The sequence below is a fragment of the Nitrosomonas sp. Nm84 genome, assembly GCF_003201565.1.
Taxonomy (GTDB): domain Bacteria; phylum Pseudomonadota; class Gammaproteobacteria; order Burkholderiales; family Nitrosomonadaceae; genus Nitrosomonas.
The window spans coordinates 35,843-57,040 of the sequence record NZ_QJJP01000010.1 but is presented as its reverse complement, the minus strand read 5'-3'; the positions used below and the strand labels follow the sequence as shown (position 1 = coordinate 57,040).

The 21,198-nt window shown below is 41.7% G+C and carries 23 protein-coding genes; 11 read left to right on the top strand and 12 right to left on the bottom strand.

The features are described 5' to 3' along the window. Nucleotides 1-98 precede the first annotated feature (98 nt). Genes C8R34_RS06955 through C8R34_RS06945 form a run of 3 tightly spaced genes read left to right on the top strand, consistent with a single transcriptional unit; the run spans nt 99 to nt 4,665 of the window. Nucleotides 99-1,886, top strand: coding sequence for a type I secretion system permease/ATPase (locus C8R34_RS06955; protein WP_110339180.1), 1,788 nt, complete (start codon nt 99-101; stop codon nt 1,884-1,886). A 56-nt stretch (nt 1,887-1,942) separates the two neighbouring features. Then, nucleotides 1,943-3,298, top strand: a complete 1,356-nt coding sequence (locus tag C8R34_RS06950; protein WP_110339178.1) for an HlyD family type I secretion periplasmic adaptor subunit — start codon at nt 1,943-1,945, stop codon at nt 3,296-3,298. Between the two features lie 53 nt (nt 3,299-3,351). Next, entirely contained in the window at nt 3,352-4,665 is a 1,314-nt protein-coding gene (locus C8R34_RS06945; protein WP_258364403.1) for a TolC family outer membrane protein, read from the top strand. Nucleotides 4,666-4,678: 13 nt separating this feature from the next. Here the strand turns inward: C8R34_RS06945 and C8R34_RS06940 are convergent, their stop codons facing one another. Both C8R34_RS06940 and C8R34_RS06935 read right to left on the bottom strand, forming a co-directional pair. Continuing rightward, complete coding sequence (locus C8R34_RS06940; RefSeq protein WP_110339174.1) at nt 4,679-4,885, bottom strand: DUF6447 family protein; 207 nt, start codon at nt 4,883-4,885, stop codon at nt 4,679-4,681. Between the two features lie 34 nt (nt 4,886-4,919). After that, on the bottom strand, nt 4,920-5,396 hold the full coding sequence (locus C8R34_RS06935) for a DUF5658 family protein (protein WP_110339172.1): 477 nt from the start codon (nt 5,394-5,396) through the stop codon (nt 4,920-4,922). 471 nt (nt 5,397-5,867) lie between these two features. On the opposite strand from C8R34_RS06935, the gene rpmH reads away from it, so the two are divergent. The 5 genes from rpmH (at nt 5,868) to mnmE (ending at nt 10,135) form a co-directional block, all read left to right on the top strand. Then, nucleotides 5,868-6,002 carry a 50S ribosomal protein L34 gene (rpmH, locus tag C8R34_RS06930; RefSeq protein WP_110339170.1) on the top strand — a complete coding sequence of 45 codons (135 nt, stop codon included), beginning with the start codon at nt 5,868-5,870 and terminating at the stop codon, nt 6,000-6,002. An 8-nt stretch (nt 6,003-6,010) separates the two neighbouring features. Beyond that, nucleotides 6,011-6,400 (top strand): ribonuclease P protein component, encoded by a 390-nt coding sequence (rnpA, locus tag C8R34_RS06925; RefSeq protein WP_309146180.1) that lies wholly within the window; start codon nt 6,011-6,013, stop codon nt 6,398-6,400. After that, nucleotides 6,388-6,597, top strand: coding sequence for a membrane protein insertion efficiency factor YidD (gene yidD / locus C8R34_RS06920; protein WP_110339166.1), 210 nt, complete (start codon nt 6,388-6,390; stop codon nt 6,595-6,597). The genes rnpA and yidD overlap by 13 nt, the downstream gene beginning before the upstream one ends. A 188-nt stretch (nt 6,598-6,785) precedes the next feature. Then, a complete protein-coding gene (gene yidC, locus C8R34_RS06915) occupies nt 6,786-8,711 on the top strand; it encodes a membrane protein insertase YidC (protein WP_110339164.1) in 1,926 nt (641 codons plus the stop codon). A 68-nt stretch (nt 8,712-8,779) separates the two neighbouring features. Further along, a complete protein-coding gene (mnmE, locus tag C8R34_RS06910; RefSeq protein ID WP_110339162.1) occupies nt 8,780-10,135 on the top strand; it encodes a tRNA uridine-5-carboxymethylaminomethyl(34) synthesis GTPase MnmE in 1,356 nt (451 codons plus the stop codon). 184 nt (nt 10,136-10,319) lie between these two features. Here mnmE and C8R34_RS06905 read toward each other — a convergent pair whose 3' ends face one another. Continuing rightward, a complete protein-coding gene (locus tag C8R34_RS06905) occupies nt 10,320-11,165 on the bottom strand; it encodes a metallophosphoesterase (RefSeq protein WP_110339160.1) in 846 nt (281 codons plus the stop codon). Between the two features lie 9 nt (nt 11,166-11,174). Next, nucleotides 11,175-12,110: a diacylglycerol kinase family protein gene (locus C8R34_RS06900; protein WP_110339158.1), complete on the bottom strand. Its 936-nt coding sequence runs from the start codon at nt 12,108-12,110 to the stop codon at nt 11,175-11,177. A gap of 565 nt (nt 12,111-12,675) precedes the next feature. Between C8R34_RS06900 and C8R34_RS06895 the strand changes: the two genes are divergently transcribed. Continuing rightward, nucleotides 12,676-13,404, top strand: a complete 729-nt coding sequence (locus C8R34_RS06895; RefSeq protein WP_110339156.1) for an RNA methyltransferase — start codon at nt 12,676-12,678, stop codon at nt 13,402-13,404. A gap of 32 nt (nt 13,405-13,436) precedes the next feature. Here C8R34_RS06895 and argB read toward each other — a convergent pair whose 3' ends face one another. After that, the gene (gene argB, locus C8R34_RS06890) at nt 13,437-14,324 is read right to left on the bottom strand and encodes an acetylglutamate kinase (RefSeq protein WP_110339154.1); all 888 of its coding nucleotides are present in this window, start codon (nt 14,322-14,324) and stop codon (nt 13,437-13,439) included. A gap of 69 nt (nt 14,325-14,393) precedes the next feature. Then, entirely contained in the window at nt 14,394-14,900 is a 507-nt protein-coding gene (locus C8R34_RS06885) for a chemotaxis protein CheW (protein ID WP_110339152.1), read from the bottom strand. Nucleotides 14,901-15,149: 249 nt separating this feature from the next. Between C8R34_RS06885 and C8R34_RS06880 the strand changes: the two genes are divergently transcribed. Then, nucleotides 15,150-15,593 (top strand): BON domain-containing protein, encoded by a 444-nt coding sequence (locus tag C8R34_RS06880; protein WP_309146177.1) that lies wholly within the window; start codon nt 15,150-15,152, stop codon nt 15,591-15,593. A gap of 19 nt (nt 15,594-15,612) precedes the next feature. Beyond that, complete coding sequence (locus tag C8R34_RS06875; RefSeq protein WP_110339148.1) at nt 15,613-16,989, top strand: FAD-binding oxidoreductase; 1,377 nt, start codon at nt 15,613-15,615, stop codon at nt 16,987-16,989. Between the two features lie 93 nt (nt 16,990-17,082). Here C8R34_RS06875 and cyoE read toward each other — a convergent pair whose 3' ends face one another. From cyoE to C8R34_RS06845, 6 genes are all read right to left on the bottom strand, one after another. Continuing rightward, entirely contained in the window at nt 17,083-17,976 is an 894-nt protein-coding gene (gene cyoE, locus C8R34_RS06870) for a heme o synthase (RefSeq protein ID WP_110339146.1), read from the bottom strand. A gap of 85 nt (nt 17,977-18,061) precedes the next feature. Then, nucleotides 18,062-18,643 carry a hypothetical protein gene (locus C8R34_RS06865; protein WP_110339144.1) on the bottom strand — a complete coding sequence of 194 codons (582 nt, stop codon included), beginning with the start codon at nt 18,641-18,643 and terminating at the stop codon, nt 18,062-18,064. Beyond that, a complete protein-coding gene (locus tag C8R34_RS06860) occupies nt 18,612-19,340 on the bottom strand; it encodes an SURF1 family protein (protein ID WP_110339142.1) in 729 nt (242 codons plus the stop codon). The genes C8R34_RS06865 and C8R34_RS06860 overlap by 32 nt, the downstream gene beginning before the upstream one ends. Before the next feature lie 201 nt (nt 19,341-19,541). Beyond that, a complete protein-coding gene (locus tag C8R34_RS06855; protein ID WP_110339140.1) occupies nt 19,542-20,399 on the bottom strand; it encodes a cytochrome c oxidase subunit 3 in 858 nt (285 codons plus the stop codon). A gap of 32 nt (nt 20,400-20,431) precedes the next feature. Further along, nucleotides 20,432-20,641, bottom strand: coding sequence for a DUF2970 domain-containing protein (locus C8R34_RS06850; protein ID WP_110339138.1), 210 nt, complete (start codon nt 20,639-20,641; stop codon nt 20,432-20,434). A gap of 11 nt (nt 20,642-20,652) precedes the next feature. After that, complete coding sequence (locus tag C8R34_RS06845) at nt 20,653-21,198, bottom strand: cytochrome c oxidase assembly protein (RefSeq protein WP_110339136.1); 546 nt, start codon at nt 21,196-21,198, stop codon at nt 20,653-20,655.

Below are 21,198 nucleotides of genomic sequence, written 5' to 3'. Positions count from 1 at the left end.
GATTCCTGGCAAATCATGTAATCCCTATCAAATTTAAAAGCCTCAGCTGCGGTTAATATTTTGCAATCAGCCACATACCATTTTTCCATCACATATAGATGAAATTCAAATTTAAAGCTCCACAAAATGAAGTTGCGCAGGTCCTAGCCAGCTTTAAACAAGCTTTTCGCAACATTGGCGTTTTCAGTGCAGTCATCAATATGCTGATGCTGATGCCGGCCATCTATATGCTGCAGCTCTATGACAGTGTATTGACCAGCCGCAACGAGATGACTCTATACATGTTAACGCTGATCATGCTGGGTGCCTACATTTTTATGGGCGCATTGGAATATGTGCGTAGCTTCGTGCTCATCCGCGTCGGCGCTCAACTCGACATGAAATTGAATAAACGCGTCTATACCGCCGCTTTTGAACAAAGCTTAAAACAAGGTGATGGCAACGCCGGGCAGGCCTTAAAAGATTTAACCAATCTGAGACAATTCTTGACGGGCAATGCCCTTTTTGCTTTTTTTGATGCGCCGTGGTTCCCGATTTATTTATTCGTTATATTTATGTTTCATCCCGGCTTGGGTATTTTTGCATTATGCGGTACTGTCATATTGATTGCATTGGCTTACATTAATGAGAAAATCTCACACAAACCCTTGGCCGAAGCCAATTCCATGGCAATCGCCTCCAGTAATGTAGCATCCAATAATTTGCGCAATGCGGAAGTCATCGAAGCCATGGGTATGCTGCCCAATATACAGGCCCGTTGGTATAAATTGCATAGCCGCTTTCTGAATTTACAAGCAGAAGCCAGTGAAAAGGCGGGCATTGTTACCGCACTATCCAAGTCATGTACCGTGGCATTACAATCGCTCATGCTGGGACTAGGCGCCTTGCTGGTCTTGGATAACAGCATTACGCCCGGAATGATGATCGCCGGTTCAATTTTGTTGGGTAGAGCCATTGCTCCGGTTCAACTGTTGATCAGTGTATGGAAGCAAATTGGCGGTACGCGCAGCGCATATGAACGCCTGAATAAACTGCTCGAGCAGAATCCAGCCCGCGAAGCAGGTATGGCGTTACCCAAACCCAAAGGTATCATTGCGGTCGAGAATGTTACCGCCATGCCGCCTGGCAGCAAAGTTCCAGTCATCAAAGGGCTGACTTTCTCTCTGGCTGCTGGTGAGGTGTTGGGTATCATTGGCCCCAGCGGATCTGGAAAATCCACTTTAGCGCGCTTATTGGTCGGTATATGGCCAGCCGCTGCGGGAAAAGTAAGGCTGGATGGTGCTGATGTCTATCTTTGGAATAAGGACGAGCTAGGGCCGCATATCGGTTACTTACCACAGGATATAGAATTATTTGCCGGCACCATTTCCGAGAACATTGCCCGCTTTGGAGAAATTGATGCTGACAAGGTTATCCTGGCTGCCAAACGTGCAGGTGTTCATGAAATGATTCTGAATATGCCGGAAGGCTATGATACACCGCTAGGTGACGGCGGTGCGGGTCTGTCAGGTGGACAAAAGCAGCGTCTTGGCTTAGCGCGTACCATGTATAATGATCCCTCATTGATTGTCCTTGATGAACCCAATTCAAACTTAGATGATGTCGGTGAACAAGCGTTGTTGGCTGCGCTGGTCGATCTAAAAAAACGTGGAAAAACTATCGTTCTTATTACACATCGAACCAGTATCATCAGTGTCACCACAAAACTGTTATTACTACAGGATGGCTCAGCAAAATTGTTTGGCCCAACAAACCAAGTGATTGAAAAGTTAACCCAACAACAGCAAGCACAGAAAGCCTTGCAATCACAACAAGAGACTAAAAAGCCAGCTGCTCAAAACGAGGTAACTCAGACTGTTAACGCCACTGCTCCGGAAACCGAATAAATCACACGCGCTATAATTAACAATTGAAAAGTACTGATCCTTGAACAGGAATATTAATGAAGCTTGTTGCTGAAGAAAAAGAGAAGATTATCGAGAGCATTCCGGGCGATAGTTCAAGTTGGGTTGAAACTGATGAAACCGCACATACCCGATTGGGCTGGTGGATAGTTTTAGCAGGTTTTGGCGGATTCGTTCTATGGGCATCTTTCGCACCTCTCGACAAGGGTGTGCCGGTTCCAGGAACGGTTACCGTTGCCAGTCATCTGCAAGCTGTACAGCACCAAACCGGCGGTATCATTGACAGTATTCTGGTTAAAGAAGGTGATCATGTCAACGTAGGTCAGGTGCTGGTACGCATGAATGATGTTCAGATCAAAGCACAAGCCGATATCACTCGTCATCAGCTCTATGCGGCACGCGCTACAGAGGCACGTTTACTGGCTGAGCGCGATGGCAAAAATGAAATTTTATTTCCGGCAGAGTTATTATCACTACAAAATACAGACTTACGCGTTTCTAATAACATAATCATACAAAATCAGCTATTCATATCACGCAAGCTAGCATTACAACATGAAATAGCTGCTCTTGATGAGAATACGGCTGGGTTGAGAGTTCAGTTGCGTGGACTTGAAGCGTCAAAGGTTAGCAAAAATAAGCAATTGAAATTCTTAGAAGAACAACTCGTCAATCTACGTGATCTGGCAACAGATGGCTTTGTACCTCGTCATCGCGTCTTGGAACTAGAGCGCACCTATACTCAGTTAACTGGCGAAATTTCTGCGGATATTGGTAATATTGGTCGCATCCAGCGCCAGATAACCGAATTGGAGCAGCGTCGTATTCAACGGCAGCAAGAGTATCAGAAGGAAGTCAGACAACAGTTATCCGATATCAAGCGTGAAGCAGAAGCATTAGATAATAGATTGAATGGACAGGATTTTGAATTGGCCAATGTAGAGGTTAAAGCACCTGTTGATGGTATCGTGGTAGGTATGGATGTATTCACTGAAGGAGGGGTCATCGGATCAGGGTTTAAGTTGATGAATATTGTTCCAAGCGACGATCTATTAGTGATTACCGGACAAGTACCGGTTCATTTAATTGATCGGGTGCATGTCGACCTTCCTGTGGACCTCATCTTTTCAGCGCTCAATCAAAAGAAAACGCCGAATATTCCTGGTATCGTTACTCAAGTATCTGCCGATCGCCTGATGGACGAGCGCACCGGGCTTCCATACTACACGATTAAGGCCCAAGTTACCCCTGAAGGCATGAAACAATTATCTGATCAACAGATTAGAGCGGGTATGCCAGTAGAAGTATTTATTAAAACTGGCGAGCGCTCATTGATGAGTTATTTATTCAAACCGATTCTAGATCGCGTTCATTCATCCTTAAGCGAAGAATAGTTACAATGACTTTCCCTCGTACAAAACTTTTTCTTTTATTCTGCATAATCTTGTTGATTAGCCAACAAGCCAATCATGCGCACGCATTGAGTTTATTAGAAGCTTATGAAGCGGCATTAAGACATGACCCGACTTACCGCTCAGCTTTACATGAGAGCGAAGCTGGGCAACAGGCAGAGGCCATTGGTTTGGCTAGTTTACTGCCTAATCTGACAGTTACTCACACTCAGAGCAAAAGTGCGGGAACCATTACAGGAGCGACACAAACCGGGCAAAGCGTCGCTGATAATACAAGTTTTGATAGTCAGATCAGTTCCTTAACTTTACGTCAACCTTTGATCAACTTGGAAGCAGTTGCTAGTTATCGAATAGGAAAAGCGCAAGCAGATTCCAGTCGCGCAAAATTTACTGGACGCAGTCAACACCTTGTTGTTCGATTGGTAGAAGCTTATGTGGAAACACTGCTGGCACAGGAACATGTCAGACTCTCAGAAACACAACTAACTTCCCTTGAAGAACTCAAGCGTGTCAACGAACGTATGCTATTGAAAGGAGAAGGAACCACCACTGATGTACTTGAAACACAATCAAAGCATGCTATTGCACAAGCGCATGTTATTGAAGCCAAAGATGAACTGGAAACAGCACTACTTAAACTTGAGTCTATTATAGGACAAAAAATAGACCAATTGGACCGATTGTCAGACATGTTTAGCTCGCGTTCCATTCAGTTGCAAGATTATGACAATTGGTACGCTCTAGCCCTCGAACGCAATGCAGAACTGGTCACACAACGCCATACAGTAGTTTCCGGCAAAGAAGAAATCAGAAAAAGTTATGCCGGACATGCACCACGCGTCGATTTAGTCGCAAGTCTTTCAAAAAACAATAGAGGTTCATTTATCACACGAAACCAAGATGCTGAGCTAGGTACGATCGGTATTGAAGTTAATTTCCCGCTCTATGCTGGTGGTCGTGTCAATGCATTGACTGCACAAGCAAAAGCCAACCATGCCCGAGCAGAGGCTGACCTTGATGCCATAGCTGATAAAGTACTTATTGAACTGCGTAAACAATACAATCTGTTACAGAGCGGTGTTAAAAGAATTGAATCATTAGAACTAGCGGTCAAGTCAGCTGAACTACTCGTCGATGCCACACAAAAAAGTATTCGCGGCGGCATACGTATTAATTTAAATCTTTTGGATGCACAACAACAAGTACATACGGCCCGGCGCGATCTCGCCGAGGCACGATATAACTACCTACTCGCTTATCTTCGCTTGCAGTTTGCCGCTGGCACGCTGGTATTAGATGATTTAAGAAGTGTAGCCAGCTACTTTACACGACAACAGCAACTGAAATAGTGAGTTAAAACGTTTATTGAGTATTGCTGGTTATAGCGTTTTTTAATGCTGCTTGATAAGCAAGCTTTGCCGTATTAGCTATTGCCAATTTTGCTTTCAACTGTATTATTTCGTTTTCAACAAATCTAAGATTAGTAATCTGCGTCTTTGCTTCAGTACTCAACGATGATAATGAATATTCGACACCATCAATCTTGATCTTATTTTCACTATCAGTCATTTCTATCCTTTAATTATTTCTGGCGCATCTACAATCAATAAGCAGTCGTTGCTAATTCCAGCAAATGTAATTCATAACCGATTAATACAGTATAACCAATCAAAATAAGGTACTTAATGTGTCTGACGCGCACTTTTTTCGTTAATTGAACATTATGGTGAATAACAAGTAATATAAGTGCCATCGCTGTCAAAGCTATTTTGAAACCAACAAATTTTTCCACACCATCGTCAATCAGCACCGCCATAAACCAATTAAGCTCTTCGCCGCCATTATTCAAAATATTTAACGTAAGAAAAGCATCTAATGCACTTAAAAATAAAATCACTATCGCACATAACATCAAGTGACCTGCATAATAATCAACATAACCAGACCTTCCACGTTCCATTATTCTGCGCTCACTCACTCTTCTTCCAGCCTTAATGCCCAAATGAAAAGCACAAAAAAATGGCATACTTTGACGACGATCCTGACATCGATTATCAGAAATTGCAGTTATCTCAGTCATTCGCTACACCTCTTTTATTATTTATTTTATCCATTCGTACAAAACAACTCAAAGAAGCCAGCCATTTTACTTGGTGAATAATATAAAATTTTTTGATCAAAAATTAACTATCTCAATTTCTTAATAAGCTATTTTTTCTTCCATCTTCTTTCTAAAAACCATCTTAATTTTTTATTACCCAAGTTTAAATCCTCCTTTTAGAAATTGCAATTAAGTAAGCTGTTACTTATATGCTTCATAAAAAAACAGAAATATTAGCTATCAAGCAATTGATTAATATAATAAATAATAAATTTATCAGTTAATAATGTTTTATTCGGACAGTTATAGTACAAACCGCTCACTCATCTATATCAATATTTCTTGGTTACTCAGCCAAAAATAACGAATCGTCTTAAAAATAATATTGACATCCTCATCTTAACAAGTTGTAATACGCGGTTCTATTGACAGAAGAAATTAGAGAGAAAAATGAAACGAACTTATCAGCCTTCAGTTATTAAAAGAAAGCGTACACACGGATTTCTTGTGCGTATGAGAACACGTGGTGGTGCGGCCGTAATTCGGGCTCGTCGCGCAAAAGGTCGCGCTCGGTTGAGTGTCTAATCTACTGAATAAAAAATTTTATTTTCAAATTTGTTGAAATTCACTCTCTGCCAAAAAGTTGCAGACTACTTAAAGCAACAGAATTTGCTGCAGTAATTAACTTAAGATATCAGGCCAGTAGTGATTTAATTCAAATTTATGCAAAACCCAATGGACTTGCATATGCGCGAATAGGATTAATTGTTTCAAAAAGAATTGAGCGACACGCAGTTAAGCGCAATTGGATTAAACGTATATTACGAGAAACATTTCGTAAGAACCGACATAATGAATATGAGCATTTTAAAAAAATGGATTGGGTAATACGATTGCGGCGCTCAATTCCCCAAAATGATTCGATACAATTGGTCAATGAAGCCAAGTTATTGATGTTTCAGCTACAGCAATGTCACGGTTAATTATTGCCTTTATTAAAGCCTATCAGTACTGTATAAGCCCTTATCTGGCACCCTCATGTCGTTTTACTCCAACTTGCTCACAGTATGCTCGTGAAGCATATGAAAAATACGGATTATTCCATGGAACACGACTGAGTGTATGGCGCATATTGCGATGTAATCCCTGGAACAAAGGTGGTTACGAGCCAGTACCTTAGTACAACATAAAATAGAAGTTTAATCTCAATGACTGCATACAATCAATTCATTATTTATTCGAAGCTATCGATCAATTAGCTGTCAGAACATAAGAATATCGCGACATACTGAGCCACACTATTAATCAGTTGATTTTCGTGACACACGAGCAGTTATATCGAAACAAAACAACCTGATCAGATAAACAATGGAAACAAAACGACTTGTACTTATTATTATTTTCTCTACTTCTTTACTGTTTTTGTGGGAAGCATGGCAAAAAGAGTTATATCCGCCCGCCTCACAAGTAATGCCCGGAGCAACCTCAAACTCTTCTAATCAGCGTCATGATCCACTGCCAGTACCTGGCGATAGCTTAACTTCTGCAGTAGAAGAATCCGGCGGAATCTCTTCCGAGATAGAAGGCGCCAATCCATCGATAACACCCAATCTATTTACCACTGGCGAGAAAATCAAAATCACAACAGATATGATTGTTGCTGAAATTGACACAGCAGGTGGTGATATACGGCAGCTCGGCTTACTGAAACACCCATCTCGGGAAGACAAAAACAAGCCCTATGAGCTGTTATTGGATAAAACTGCGCGATTCCAGGTAGCACAATCAGGATTGATCGGTGATGGATTACCCAGTCACAAAACCAAATACACTGTCGACTCCAATCACTATAATTACGAACTGGAACCTGGTCAGAATAAGGTCGTAGTACGTCTTCTGGCGCCAGAAGTAAATGGTATACAAGTTATCAAGATTTACACCTTCCATCGTGGCAGCTATGTCATTGATGTTGAATTTGAAGTCGTCAATCATAGTGAAGCAGCGATTGCTCCATTCTCATATTTTCAGATGTTACGAGATGCAAATGAACCCACGGGGACTAGCACGATGGTTCATTCCTATACGGGACCTGCAATGTATACGGAAGCAGACAAATTCCTGAAAATAAAATTCTCTGATCTGGACAAGAATAAAGCGGAATATCCAACCAATGCAGATAACGGCTGGATAGCCATGCTTGAACACTACTTTCTTACTGCTTGGCTACCGACGCCACATACTCCTCGTGAATATTACGCTAAGCGCTTAACGTACAATCAATACACAGCGGGCGTCATCGCACCGGTTGGCGCAATTGAGCCGGGGCAAACCAAAAGTATCACTATGCCTTTTTATGCCGGTCCGCAAGAACAGAACAAATTGGCAGAACTGGCACCGGGACTGGAGTTAACGGTCGATTATGGATGGTTAACGGTGCTTGCCGTACCACTATTCTGGCTGCTCTCCTTTTATCATTCATGGGTCGATAACTGGGGCGTATCCATTATTCTGCTGACGCTGACTGTAAAACTCATTTTCTTCCCATTATCTGCTGCCGGCTATCGTTCAATGGCAAAACTGCGCGTGGTCACACCGAAGTTACAACGGATACGTGAACAATACGCAAGCGATCGCCAGCGAATGCATCAAGCAATGATGGAATTCTACAAAGAAGAAAAAATCAATCCGATGGGTGGTTGCTTACCCATCCTGGTTCAGATTCCGGTATTTATTGCTTTATTCTGGACCTTAATGGCAGCGGTTGAATTACGCTATGCACCGTTTGCATTATGGATTACCGACATGTCTGTACCTGATCCGTATTATGTATTGCCGGTAATCATGGGCATATCGATGTGGGTTCAATCCAAACTCAGCCCCACACCGGCAGATCCGATTCAAGCAAAAGTAATGCAGATAATGCCCATCGCATTTAGCATCTTCTTTTTCTTTTTCCCATCCGGATTGGTACTTTATTCACTCTGCAATAATATACTTTCCATTGCCCAGCAATGGCAAATAACACGCATGTATGAAAACAAAGCTGAGGCTGAAAGTAACAAGGAAAAAGATAGAAACCAAAGAAAAAGAAAGGGCAAGCCCGGAACACTTTCTGAAGAACCACTGCTCCCGGCCTCCGTCAGTGAAGATACATCCATCCAGGAAGCAGCAACCGCTGCGAACACCGATGCCGAGCACACTGAAAAGCCACAGCCAGTGACTACTCCAGTGAAAAACAAACCGCCCGCAAAAGCAAGAAGCACAGCAGCTAACAAGAAACCCCGGAGAAAATAAACCATCCGTCACCCGTTATTTTCTATGAATAACGGGTGATTCCGTAGCGGCAATCATCGAGATGATTTATGGCAAGCCCTGATATCATTGCAGCCATTGCCACCCCACCCGGCCGAGGTGGAATCGGCGTAGTCCGTATCTCTGGCAAGAACATCATAAAACTAGCAGAAACCATACTTGGTAAACTTCCCAAGCCACGATATGCGCAGCTCAGTCAATTCCTTGATGCCGAAGGTCAAGTCATCGATCAAGGTATTGCACTCTATTTCCCTGCACCCAACTCATACACTGGTGAAGACGTACTCGAACTGCAAGGCCATGGTGGCCCAGCAGTCATGGGTTTATTGCTCAACCAATGCCTTTCTGCAGGTGCTCGCTTAGCACAACCCGGTGAATTTACACTACGCGCTTACCTTAATAATAAAATTGATTTAATTCAGGCTGAAAGCGTCGCTGATATCATCGAAGCCAGCACCATTGAAGCCGCACGCTGTGCTATTAATTCTTTGCAGGGCCATTTCTCAACCAAGATTGAGCAATTAGTCAATTTACTGACTACGCTGCGCATGCTGATAGAAGCAATCCTTGATTTCCCAGACGATGAAATTGATAACTTACAAGCATTGCAGATCAAAGAAAAACTGCATCATATCTGCACACAGCTGTTGCAGATATTCGCTGTAGCACAGCAAGGAAATTTATTGCAGGAAGGCATCACAGTTGTCTTAGTAGGCGCACCTAATGTAGGCAAATCCAGCTTGCTCAATCAGCTGGTTGAAGATGATGCAGCCATCGTAACCGAGATCCCTGGAACTACGCGAGATACCATTCAGCGCACGATCGCTATCGAAGGCATACCGATTCATGTCATTGACACGGCGGGACTCAGAGAAACCAGTGACATTGTCGAGCAAAAGGGCATTGAACGCACCCACGCGGCAATTAAAAGCGCCACCATGGTGATCAGGTTAATTGACTGCAATCGCCATCAATCAGATGACAACGATCAAGCCATTAATCACATTCCTGCTGGCAAACCTCAAATTACAGTCGTCAACAAAATTGATCTACTGAACGCATCTCCTAGAACTGAAGATCAAGAAAATAACATTAAAATTTATATTTCTGCTAAAACCGGAGCAGGTATCGAATTACTCCGCAAGAAGATGCTGGAAATCGTAGGCTGGCGATTCAATCAAGCTGGTGAAGGGATTTTCATGGCTCGGCAGCGTCACCTTGAAGCATTAACACAAGCCAAAGTACATCTAGAGAATGCGCAAAAATTCACTGAAAATGAATATCAATTGGAGCTTCTTGCTGAAGAACTCAGACTTTCACAAGCGGCTCTATCATCTATAACCGGACAATTTACAGCAGATGACTTATTGGGAGAAATTTTCTCGCATTTTTGCATAGGAAAATAATTGGAATTCCTTGAAAAATCCTATTTTCAGAGTCGTTAAATTGTTGTACCAATTACACTGAGTATTATAACGCCGAGGCCTAAAAGCCTTTTGATACTGGGGCAAAATATCTGCATGATAACGCTCCAATATTGAGTAAAATTACTGATTCGTAATTGTCTGTAAGTATAAATATCAATAGAACTCACGTTGAAACTATTAAAGAAGAATCACGATTCCAACTTAATGTGGAATCACGACTAAAATAGTGTATTTCTTTCGGTTTAAAATGAAACGTTGAGTCCATATCAAATCGTGTTAAGGTAATTTTAGGAATGAAATCTGTATTTACATCAATCAAATTAAAAGAATTCGGAGCCCCTGCTCGGGTTCGCGACGACATACAAGTCCCCGCGACAGATAGGATTATTTTTCGCCGAATGTGCGGATAACGTGCGCTAGATAAATTGACATAAGGATCATGAATATGCCCACCCACAATCATATCAACATTGTGGCGGTCAAAAAGGGCAATGGCACTATCTCGTCCTTTAAGTAGATTTTTATCGTCAATATATTTAGCACAATCCATGGGATGATGAAATGCCGCAATGCGTACTTTACAGTTAGAATAATTTTCTTGGAACTGCTCCTCCAAGTAGGAATACTGAAACTCCCCCTGTATGTGCCGCCAACGGCTGGTCGAATTTAAGCATGTAATACAGAGATCTTTCAAAATAATATTTTGATCTAATTTTTGTTTAAATATGTTTTCATATCCCTTGTAGGGATGAAAAATTCGCTCGTAGATATTTCCGAGTGATATATCGTGATTACCAGGCACTGCAATCACAGCCGCTGACCCAATTTGATCAATGAAATGTTTTGCGGCTTTGAATTGATCAGCCCGCGCCCGTTGAGTGATATCACCAGTTAGAAGAATTAAGGCGGGCTCAATCTCCCTTAGAGTATTAAGTAGCCCATCTCCGACACCCATATGAATTGTCCCAAAATGGGGATCGGAAAGATGAACCACTCGCACTAAACTCATTTATGGGCTTCACTGATCAATGGTGGATAGTTTGGTCGGTAAGACCATATTGAGTGATTCAGGCTGGGCCCTAATATGAAGAGGAGAATTCATTGTCATGATCTCTCCATCCAAGACAACCAGTTGCGAAGGCTTTCGTGTAAAAATAGTTAGTGAGTCAACACAAAAAGAATCAACATTTTTTTCATCTTCTAGAGTTCTAAATAATCCTCGCAAAATAACTGTGAAAACTTCAGATTTAGTGACCGGTTTCATCATGACAACTGCTAGAAGATTGGACTTCATGCAATGCGCTACGTTCAAGGCGAGATTTCTTAATTGCAGAGTATTGTTACCAATAAAAATCATTGGAGTATATACCGTATCAAGTTTGTCTTCGCTAAGCAGATCAACTTTAAGTAACCGATGTTTGCTAAATAAACTAAGAATCGTCGAAATAATGACTACTAAACGATGCCGACCAAATCGGTCTGTATTGCTTTCGCGGTCTATGATAGCTTTAGCATATAAACCTAAGCCAACATTATTCAAAAAAACTTGCCCATTTACTAATCCTACTCTTACCATCTGAGGTATTCCTGTCAGTGCTAAGCGAAATGCTTCTTCATGATTTTCAGGAATATTATGGGTACGTGCAAAGAGATTAAAGGTTCCGCAAGGCACAATCGCGAAGCGGACATTCTTTCCATAAGCTACTTGAGCAACACTACGAATTGTTCCATCACCCCCAGCCGCAATAACAACATCACAGTTATCCAATGCACGCTCGACGGCAATTCGGCTTTGTTGTTCAAGCTCCTCAGGACAATGGATTGTATATTCGACAAGTTCATAATTCAGCTCCTCGCAAATGTTCTTACATTCCTGAGTTAATGTTGAGCCTTTGCCAGCTCCTGATTTGGTATTGCTTATAAGATGCGCACGCGGTGTCACAAATGTAGCCAAAGAATCCTCCTAAAAACTGATAATGATTGTTATCAATTATTAAAATCACAAAAACTTGAGGCTTAAAAATTTTGCTTTAAGTAATCAGAAAATTGATTGCGACAAATTTGCACCATGGATTATTACAATCACTAGTAAATCAACACCTTCGATAATATCAAAAGTGCTTTTTCTTTTCATTACTAACTGGTGCGACGTTGCATTTGTCAATAAGCAACCACAAACGAGGTTTGGCTATTTGTCACCAGCACAATTTACGCAGCAATATTATACAAATCTACTTGCTACTTAAACGCATGGACTCCATTTTGACTGCACATATCACTACAACCATGGACGGCCTCATGAATCGCTTGGCCGATTTCTACCCATTCAATTTGCTATGGCAAAATCCTAATAATCTCTACTTTAGTATAGATCAAAAATCCGAAGAGACTACACTTCCTCTGCTAGAATCAACTGATCAGTGCAATACCCGTAGTCCTGGCGATAGCAATCTTTGCTACTCGTATTAATCGGGAAATAAACAATCCTCTCTATTCTTTGACAAAAAATCCAATTTATTATGAATGCCCCTTGCCCGCTTGATCATATTCGCATCGTTCTCAGTCATACGAGCCACCCCGGTAATATCGGAGCAGCTGCACGGGCGATGAAAACGATGGGGTTACACTCGCTTTATCTGATTAATCCAAGATTTTTTCCCGATAAAGAAGCCGATGCCCGGGCTGCCAATGCAAGCGATATTCTGGAATTCGCGAAAGTTTGCACCGGACTTGATGAAGCGCTGGAAAACACCGTACTGACCGCTGCGATCACGGCACGGCCGCGCGAGCTCTCACATGATGTTTTCGATGCGCGACAAGGTGCACATGAATTATTGCGCTACGCACAACAACAACCAGTAGCATTGTTGTTTGGTAGAGAGAATTCCGGTCTGACTACAGCCGAGGTAAGCAAATGCCAGATCATTATTCATATTCCCGCGAATCCACAGTATCCTTCACTCAACCTGGCGAGTGCCGTGCAAATAATGTCTTATGAATTACGCATGACACTGACTGAAAATGCAGCGCCACCGGCAATCCGACCATCAGCCAGTTTTAACGAGCTGGAATCATTGTATGCGCATCTTGAAGAATTGATGATCATCAGTAATTTCCTTGATCCGCAGAAACCCAAACTGTTAATGCAGCGCATCCGCCGTTTATTTTCACGAGCGCGATTGGAGAAAGAGGAAGTGCAGATCCTGCGCGGTATTCTGACAGCTTTAAGTAAGCGCCGGCAAACGTAGACGCTCATCTTTACGGCTGCTGCTGCGATTATCTATTTTTCCTTGATTAGGGTACCCACACCTTGATCGGTTAATATTTCCAGAAGTAGTGCATGCTCTACCCGCCCATCAATGATATGGCATGATTTAACTCCCTTTTTAACGGCATCCAAAGCTGAACCAATCTTGGGCAACATACCGCCGGAAATGGTGCCGTCAGCAAACAATTCATCCACTCGTTTTGCGGTCAGACCGGTCAGCAGATTACCATCCTTATCCAGCACACCCGGAATGTTGGATAATAAAATCAGTTTTTCCGCTTTGAGAATTTCAGCCAGCTTACCGGCTACCAAATCCGCATTGATATTATAGGATTCGCCTTCCGCACCAACGCCAATCGGTGCAATAACCGGGATAAAATCCTGCGTATCGAGTAACGCAATTAACGAGGGATCGATCGATTCAATCTCACCGACTTGACCGATGTTAATCCACTTTCCCGCTGTTTCTCGATCCGCCATGAGCATCTTCTTGGCGCGAATAAAAGCCCCATCCTTGCCCGTCAAACCTACGGCCTTGCCGCCGTGGCGATTGATCAAGTTAACGATATCTTTGTTGACCGATCCGCCTAACACCATTTCAACCACATTCATGGTTTCCGCATCAGTTACACGCATACCTTGAATAAACTCACCTTGCTTACCAACGCGTTTGAGCATGTCGTCAATCTGCGGACCTCCCCCATGAACCACTACCGGATTCATACCAACCAATTTCAGCAACACGACATCACGCGCAAACCCTTGTTTAAGGTGCTCCTCAACCATGGCATTGCCACCATATTTAATGACGATGGTTTTGCCATGAAAGCGTTGGATATACGGCAGCGCCTCGGCTAGAATCTTGGCTTTGTCTTTCGCAACAGCTTTGGAATTCAACATAACTCTTTCAATCACCTATCAAATAATTTTCATACAAAAACCGCAAAATCTGGCGCAGCAACTATTAGCTCATTTTCGGGCAACCTGAAAGAATTTCTCCTCATGAAGCAATTCAAATAGGCTTAATTCTTTCCACACTCGTCCTTCTGTATCCTTATATTGCGCAGTGATTCCTTGTGGCAGTTTCTTTTTGGCTGATTTCATAGGGGTAAATTCAGCCAAATTCCGGATACCCAGCATACTATTGACTATGAAACCGCTATAGACCTTATTGCCGGACGAAACCAACAATATTCGAGATTTCAAATTGAATGACATCGGATCGCCGCCCAAATAAACACCTAAGTCTGTAATTCCATACAAATTCCCGCGCACATTCGCCAAACCCAGAAACCACGATTGCGTAAGCGGAACATGCGCTAATTTGGGTATGGGTATGACTTCATTCACTTCGGCCATGGGTATCAGATACCGATCCTCTCCCGTTGCCACACCCAGTACCGCAGATGAAGGTTCATTGATATCGATGCTTTCTATTTGCTTACTGGAGGTATGCTGGTATTTTTCTGTGCTCATAATGTCCGTTTGGCCATTTTACTTTTGCTACATTTTAAGCAATTGAATATTCGTTATCCGGTTATTTTACTGTATTATCGGGCATAAAATTTTGAATTCTGCGGAGCCAATCAAATGAAATGTCTCAATCAATACTTGCTGTCACTTTTCTTATTCCTTCCTCTTCTGGTTGGCTGTGTTCCTATGTTCACAATTGGTACAGCAGCTGGGACCGGAACATATATTTCGGAAGATCGAAGAACAAGCGGCATGTTTATAGAAGACGAAGGAATCGAATTAAAGAGTGGACGGCGCATTCATCAGCAATTTGGCGACAAAGTACACATCAATGTCACCAGTTACAATCGCATGGTGCTACTAACGGGAGAAGTTCCCACTGACACGATTAAGGCCGATATCGAGAAGCTGATTATGAGCGTTGATAATGTGCGCAGGATTTTTAATGAAGTCGCTGTTGCTGACAATACTTCGTTGACTTCGCGCAGCAATGACACACTGATCACATCCAAGGTGAAAGGGCGTTTTCTCGCGGAACGTAAGTTTCAGATCAATCACGTTAAGATTGTGACAGAAAATGAAGTCGTTTATTTACTCGGAGTTGTTACACGGCAAGAAGCCGATAACGCGGCTCAAATAGCCAGTTCTACTTCGGGTGTAAAGAAAGTTGTCAAGGTATTCGAGTATCTCAACTAATGTTTAGAATGTCTTAATCATGTTGCCAGCCAATCTGCTCATTGATTTGCACAGCACATTTCCACCGGATCGCTTCTATACCGATCCGGTAGATTGCTACGCTTATGCTTATGACAACAGCCGTAAGATCTTTCCACCGGATGCAGTACTATTCCCACTGACAACCGAAGAAGTACAGCGTGTCGTCTCGCTGTGTAATCGCTATCAGGTTCCGCTCATTCCCCGCGGACGCGGTACTGGAACTGCCGGCGGCAGTTTGCCGGAATTGGGTGGTATTGCTTTATCACTGGAGCGCATGCTCAAGATTATTTCAGTTGATCCTGCAAATCGCGTTATCGTGGCTGAACCCGGTGTGCTGAATCAATCCGTGCAGAATGCAGCCAAACCATATGGTTTTTTCTGGCCTCCGGATCCTTCCAGCGCTCAGTTTTCAAGTATTGGTGGCAATATTGCCACCAGCGCAGGTGGACCACATGCAGTTAAGTATGGTACGACGCGCGAGCATGTACTGGGTTTAAAAGCTGTAACCGGTGCGGGTGATTTTATTACAACCGGTTGCTACACCACCAAAGGCGTGGTCGGTTATGATCTCACCAGACTTCTGATCGGCTCAGAGGGAACGTTAGCGGTTATAACCGAAGCGACACTTAAACTTACTGCGCTGCCCAATACAGTTACAGGCATCATCGCACATTTTCGAGACCTGACAAGCTGCACCACAGCTATCGTAAATATTATGGCTCTGCCACAGCTACCAAGTGCACTTGAGTTTTTAGATTCCGGTTCGTTAAATTTGATCCGTAATCGCTATCCCAACATGCTACCAATGGATGCAGATGCCATGCTGATGATTGAAGTCGATGGATTTGATGACGACACTTTCGCTGCAGCTTCTGCCATTCTTAAAGCGTGCCAAGCCGATGGATTGATTCGCGTGAATCAAGTAAACGACACCGCTGCATTATGGAAAGCACGCAAGGCTTTATCCCCTTTGTTACGAGAAATTGCCCCAAAAAAGATTAATGAGGATGTTGTGGTACCTGTTAATACATTACCACAATTTTTAAACGGATTGACCCAGCTGAGCACTCACTATCAACTACACAATGTTAATTTTGGCCATGCCGGTAATGGCAATATTCATGTGAATCTATTGATCAATCCAGATAATGCGGAAGAAGTATCGCGAGCTGAACGCTGCTTGGACGAGATATTTGATTTGGTTGTTAAACTTCGTGGCACATTGTCAGGAGAACACGGCATTGGTAGCGAAAAACGTGCTTTTGTAACTAAAGAAATCGACTGCGCAACATTGGATTTAATGAGAAATATCAAACAACTATTCGATCCAAACAATATTTTAAACCCAGGGAAGTTATTCCCTGCCACCGAATAACTTCCCAGATTCTTGCTCAATTCTGCGCTTGTAACAAGTGCTTTCATAAATAGCTCACAAAATATGGCGAGCACAGGTTTTGTGAAGAAAATATTAGAAAAAGAAATAATGATCCACTAATAATGCTACAAATAGCAACGCTAAATAAAGTATCGAATAACGAAATGCTTCTCGTGCCAGTTGATCACTATAATTGCGGTATATCTCTATCGCGTAGTACATAAAAATACCATTTAGCAGAATTGAACTCACTAAATAGATCAATCCACTCATTTGAGTGATAAAGGGTAAAGTTGTTACTACACACAAAATAACCGTGTATAACAATACATGTAATTTTGTGAATTGATCACCATGCGTCACTGGAAGCATAGGCATGCCAATTGAAGCATATTCATTCTTTCTATATAGTGCAAGCGCCCAAAAATGAGGTGGTGTCCAAGCAAAGATAATCAAAAATAATAATAATGCATCACTGGCTATTTCACCTGTAACGGCCGTCCATCCCAGGACCGGTGGCATGGCACCAGATGCGCCCCCAATCACGATATTTTGTGGTGTGAGTGGTTTGAGTATCACTGTGTAAATAATCGCATAGCCAACAAAAGTGCCTAGAGTCAGCCACATAGTCAGTTGATTAACCCAGTTATATAAAATAAAGAGTCCTAGTCCACCGACAATCGTCAGAAAAAATAAAGTCTCTGGTATGCTTACTTTTCCTTGCGGCAGTGGTCTCCCTTTTGTTCGTGCCATAACGGCATCCATTTTTTGTTCTACCAAGCAATTTAATGCCGCAGCAGCTCCAGCCACTAATGCAATACCTATTGTTGCTAATATCAAAGTATCTAGCGGCACTGCACCAGGTACTGCCATAAACATTCCGATGACTGCGGTAAAAACAATCAGTGATACAACACGCGGCTTGGTCAACCGGTAAAATTGATTGATACGCGATGCTGTCTCATGCCACACCATGCTGGTAGCCATGTCATTGTTCTCCTTTATTCATTAAAATAGAATACTATTATCTTTTAATTCATGCAATTAACTTACATAAGTATGGTTCTTTTCTCTAATGTTCTAACTGCGAGACATGCAATAATCTTTTTATATCGTGTCCCATTTTAGTACCGTCTATATTTTCTGGAAAACGCATCATTAGATTTCCGATAGGATCTATCAAATAGATATGCTTTGTTTGTACCTCTTTAGTTTCGATAGAACTCAAAATTTCACTATCTTTTGCATTAACAAAAAATGTACCTTCATGCTGTTTAGTTAATTCAGCATCTGGAGCAACATCATCATTAATAAGCCAAAGTCGTTCAATTCGATGTTTTTCTTTTCCCTGAACTAATCGAACTTGGCGCATAAAATATAACTTACTCTGACAAGCTTCGTCACAGTGCCCAGAGTCTACCGTTACCAATATCCATTTACCATGAAAATCCTTCATTCGAAGGATTGTATTATCAATTTGATTCGTGCCTTTTCCCGCAACCTTGGTCACAGGAATTAAATCACCATAGTGCTTACTTTCCGGTTTGTATTCTGAAAAATACAAAGAATATGAAATTACAACCGGTGCACACATTAATACCAATAGTAGTAGAAACTTACGCCTATTCGCTTTTTGAATTTTTTCGTTTGACATTCAACACTAAGAATATAATTATCGCTGTAGCAGCTAATAAAAACCATTGAACCGCATAACCTATATTTTTGGATGCTCCAGAGTCAGGTTTATCCCAATCCCGTATCAGCCCATCTTCTATCCTGTCTTTTTGCAGAACCATTATAGGTTGCATTTTTAAATTTATTATTTCCTGATATCGATTCAGATCAAAATTACTCCAAACTTTACCAATCGGTGATGTATCTGATAGTTTTAGAGTTCTTAGTTCTGATGAAGCCACGATACCAGTTACTTTTACCTGCGCATTTACTTCCACTTCCGCAATTTCTGGAAGCACTCCTCTATCATAGCCAGTAGCCACCCATCCTCTATTAATTGCCACGCACATCGAACTATTTGCAATCTTAAGTGGCGTAATAATGTGATAGCCGGCATGTCCTTTATGAGTTTTGTTGTCTATAAATATCGTGTATTCAGGCAAGTACTCCCCTTCTACTTCTACTTCACGATATTGAAAATCTTCGAGCTTTATCAAAACTCCTGGTAACTTGATGGGAGACTGTTTTGCATATTCTTCTAACTGCTCATAGCGTACAGTTTTTTCATCTGCCCGAGACAGCTGCCATTTTCCCAGCTCAATAAAAATTAGTGCTGATGCTATGGTTACAATGATCGCCCAGAGCTTCGGTTCAAAACGATATCCCAATACAATCATTCTTGGTTTGCTTAAAATTTAGCTGCTACAGAACAGGAGTTTGAATTGATTTAAATAGTCTATCTTAGTGTCAGTTTGAAATAAATTGACTATTATTCCAAAATTTGATTACTTCCTGTTCTTACACTTGCGGTGAATTTAAAATTTCCATTTTCACCACATGTGTAAAAACCGGAGTTCTTTATTATTAGTTAATTATTACTACATTAAATACACAAAAATGAACAATCCTAACCAGACGACGTCCACAAAGTGCCAGTACCAAGCTACACCTTCAAATCCAAAATGATGTTCTGGTGTAAAATGACCTGCCACACTACGGAAATAGATGACAATCAACATAATTGTACCAATTGTCACGTGAAAGCCATGGAAACCCGTCAACATGAAAAAGGTCGAGCCATAGGCACCAGTTGTTAATTTTAAATTCAGATCATTATATGCATGAATATATTCATAAGCTTGACATGCTATAAACAATACACCTAAAAATATGGTAGCCAGCAACCATGCTTTCAATCCATCACGTCTGTTCTCTTTCAATCTCCAATGCGCGAATGTGACTGTAACACCTGAAGTCAACAGCAGTAATGTATTAAATGCTGGTAAGCCCCAGGCTCCCATTGAAGTAAATTGCTCATGAACACCTGGCCCTGCAGTTGGCCATGTACCATCATAGGCTGACCAGAATTGATTTCCAAGTACGGTACTTTCTTCTACCAACCAGGGAATCGACAAGTTGCGCATGTAAAATAATGCCCCAAAGAAAGCACAAAAAAACATTATTTCGGTAAAAATAAACCAGCTCATTCCCCACCGAAATGATAGATCAACCTGCTCATCATATTTACCGCTTTCACTTTCTCTGGCAACTGTACCAAACCATCCGAACAACATATAAATCAAAATCGCAAAACCTATTGCTAAAAGACCATAGCCTAACTCAATTTTATTCATGGTTAAGGCTGCGCCTGATCCCATGAATAAAATTGCCGTTGATCCAATAATTGGATACGACGATGGAGCTGGGACGTAGTAATGCCCTGATTCTTGACTCATTCTTCTCTCCTCCTACTTATGATTTTTAATTTCTAACTAACAACCAATCTAACTAGCAACATCACACCAACTACAAAAAGTATTGCCCCAATAATTCCACCTGTGATTACATGCACTGGTTTTAAAATCGCAGCATCATGTTCAAGGTCACTTTTTTTTCTAATACCCATAAAGGCGAACATTACCGCTTTTGCGATTTGCCAGACACTTACGCTTTCTTGCTTTTCGCTAATTTTGTTCAACTTTTTATTCCTTACTTTTTGATTGCACTTGTGCCAGCAGGTAATTCAAAAAAAGTATATGAAATAGTCACAGTTTGTATATCAGTTGGCAACCCTGGCTCAATAACAAATTGCACCGGCATTTGTCTAGTCTCATTTGGTTTGAGTACCTGTTTAGTAAAACAAAAACATTCAAATTTTTTCAGATGCTTATCCAAGAAACGCGGACTATAACTAGGTATAGCTTGTCCACTAATCTCGCGATCTGAATTATTTGTGATTTCGTACATCACATCTACTGGTTCACCTGGATGGATGCGAGCGCTAGTTTGCAATGGTTTAAAGCTCCAAGGCAATCCCCTTGTATTTGCATCAAACTCAACGACAACCCAACGCCCCTCATCTACCCAATTGTCTTTAACCAGCACATCCGGTTTTAGCAGATTATTAATCCCGGTTACTTCGCAAAACTTTTCATAAAAAGGCACAAGCGCAAAACCAAAAATAAACATTACCAATGTGAAAACCAACAACTTTTTCATCATCAATACATTCGCGCTCAAGCTATTTTTTACCAT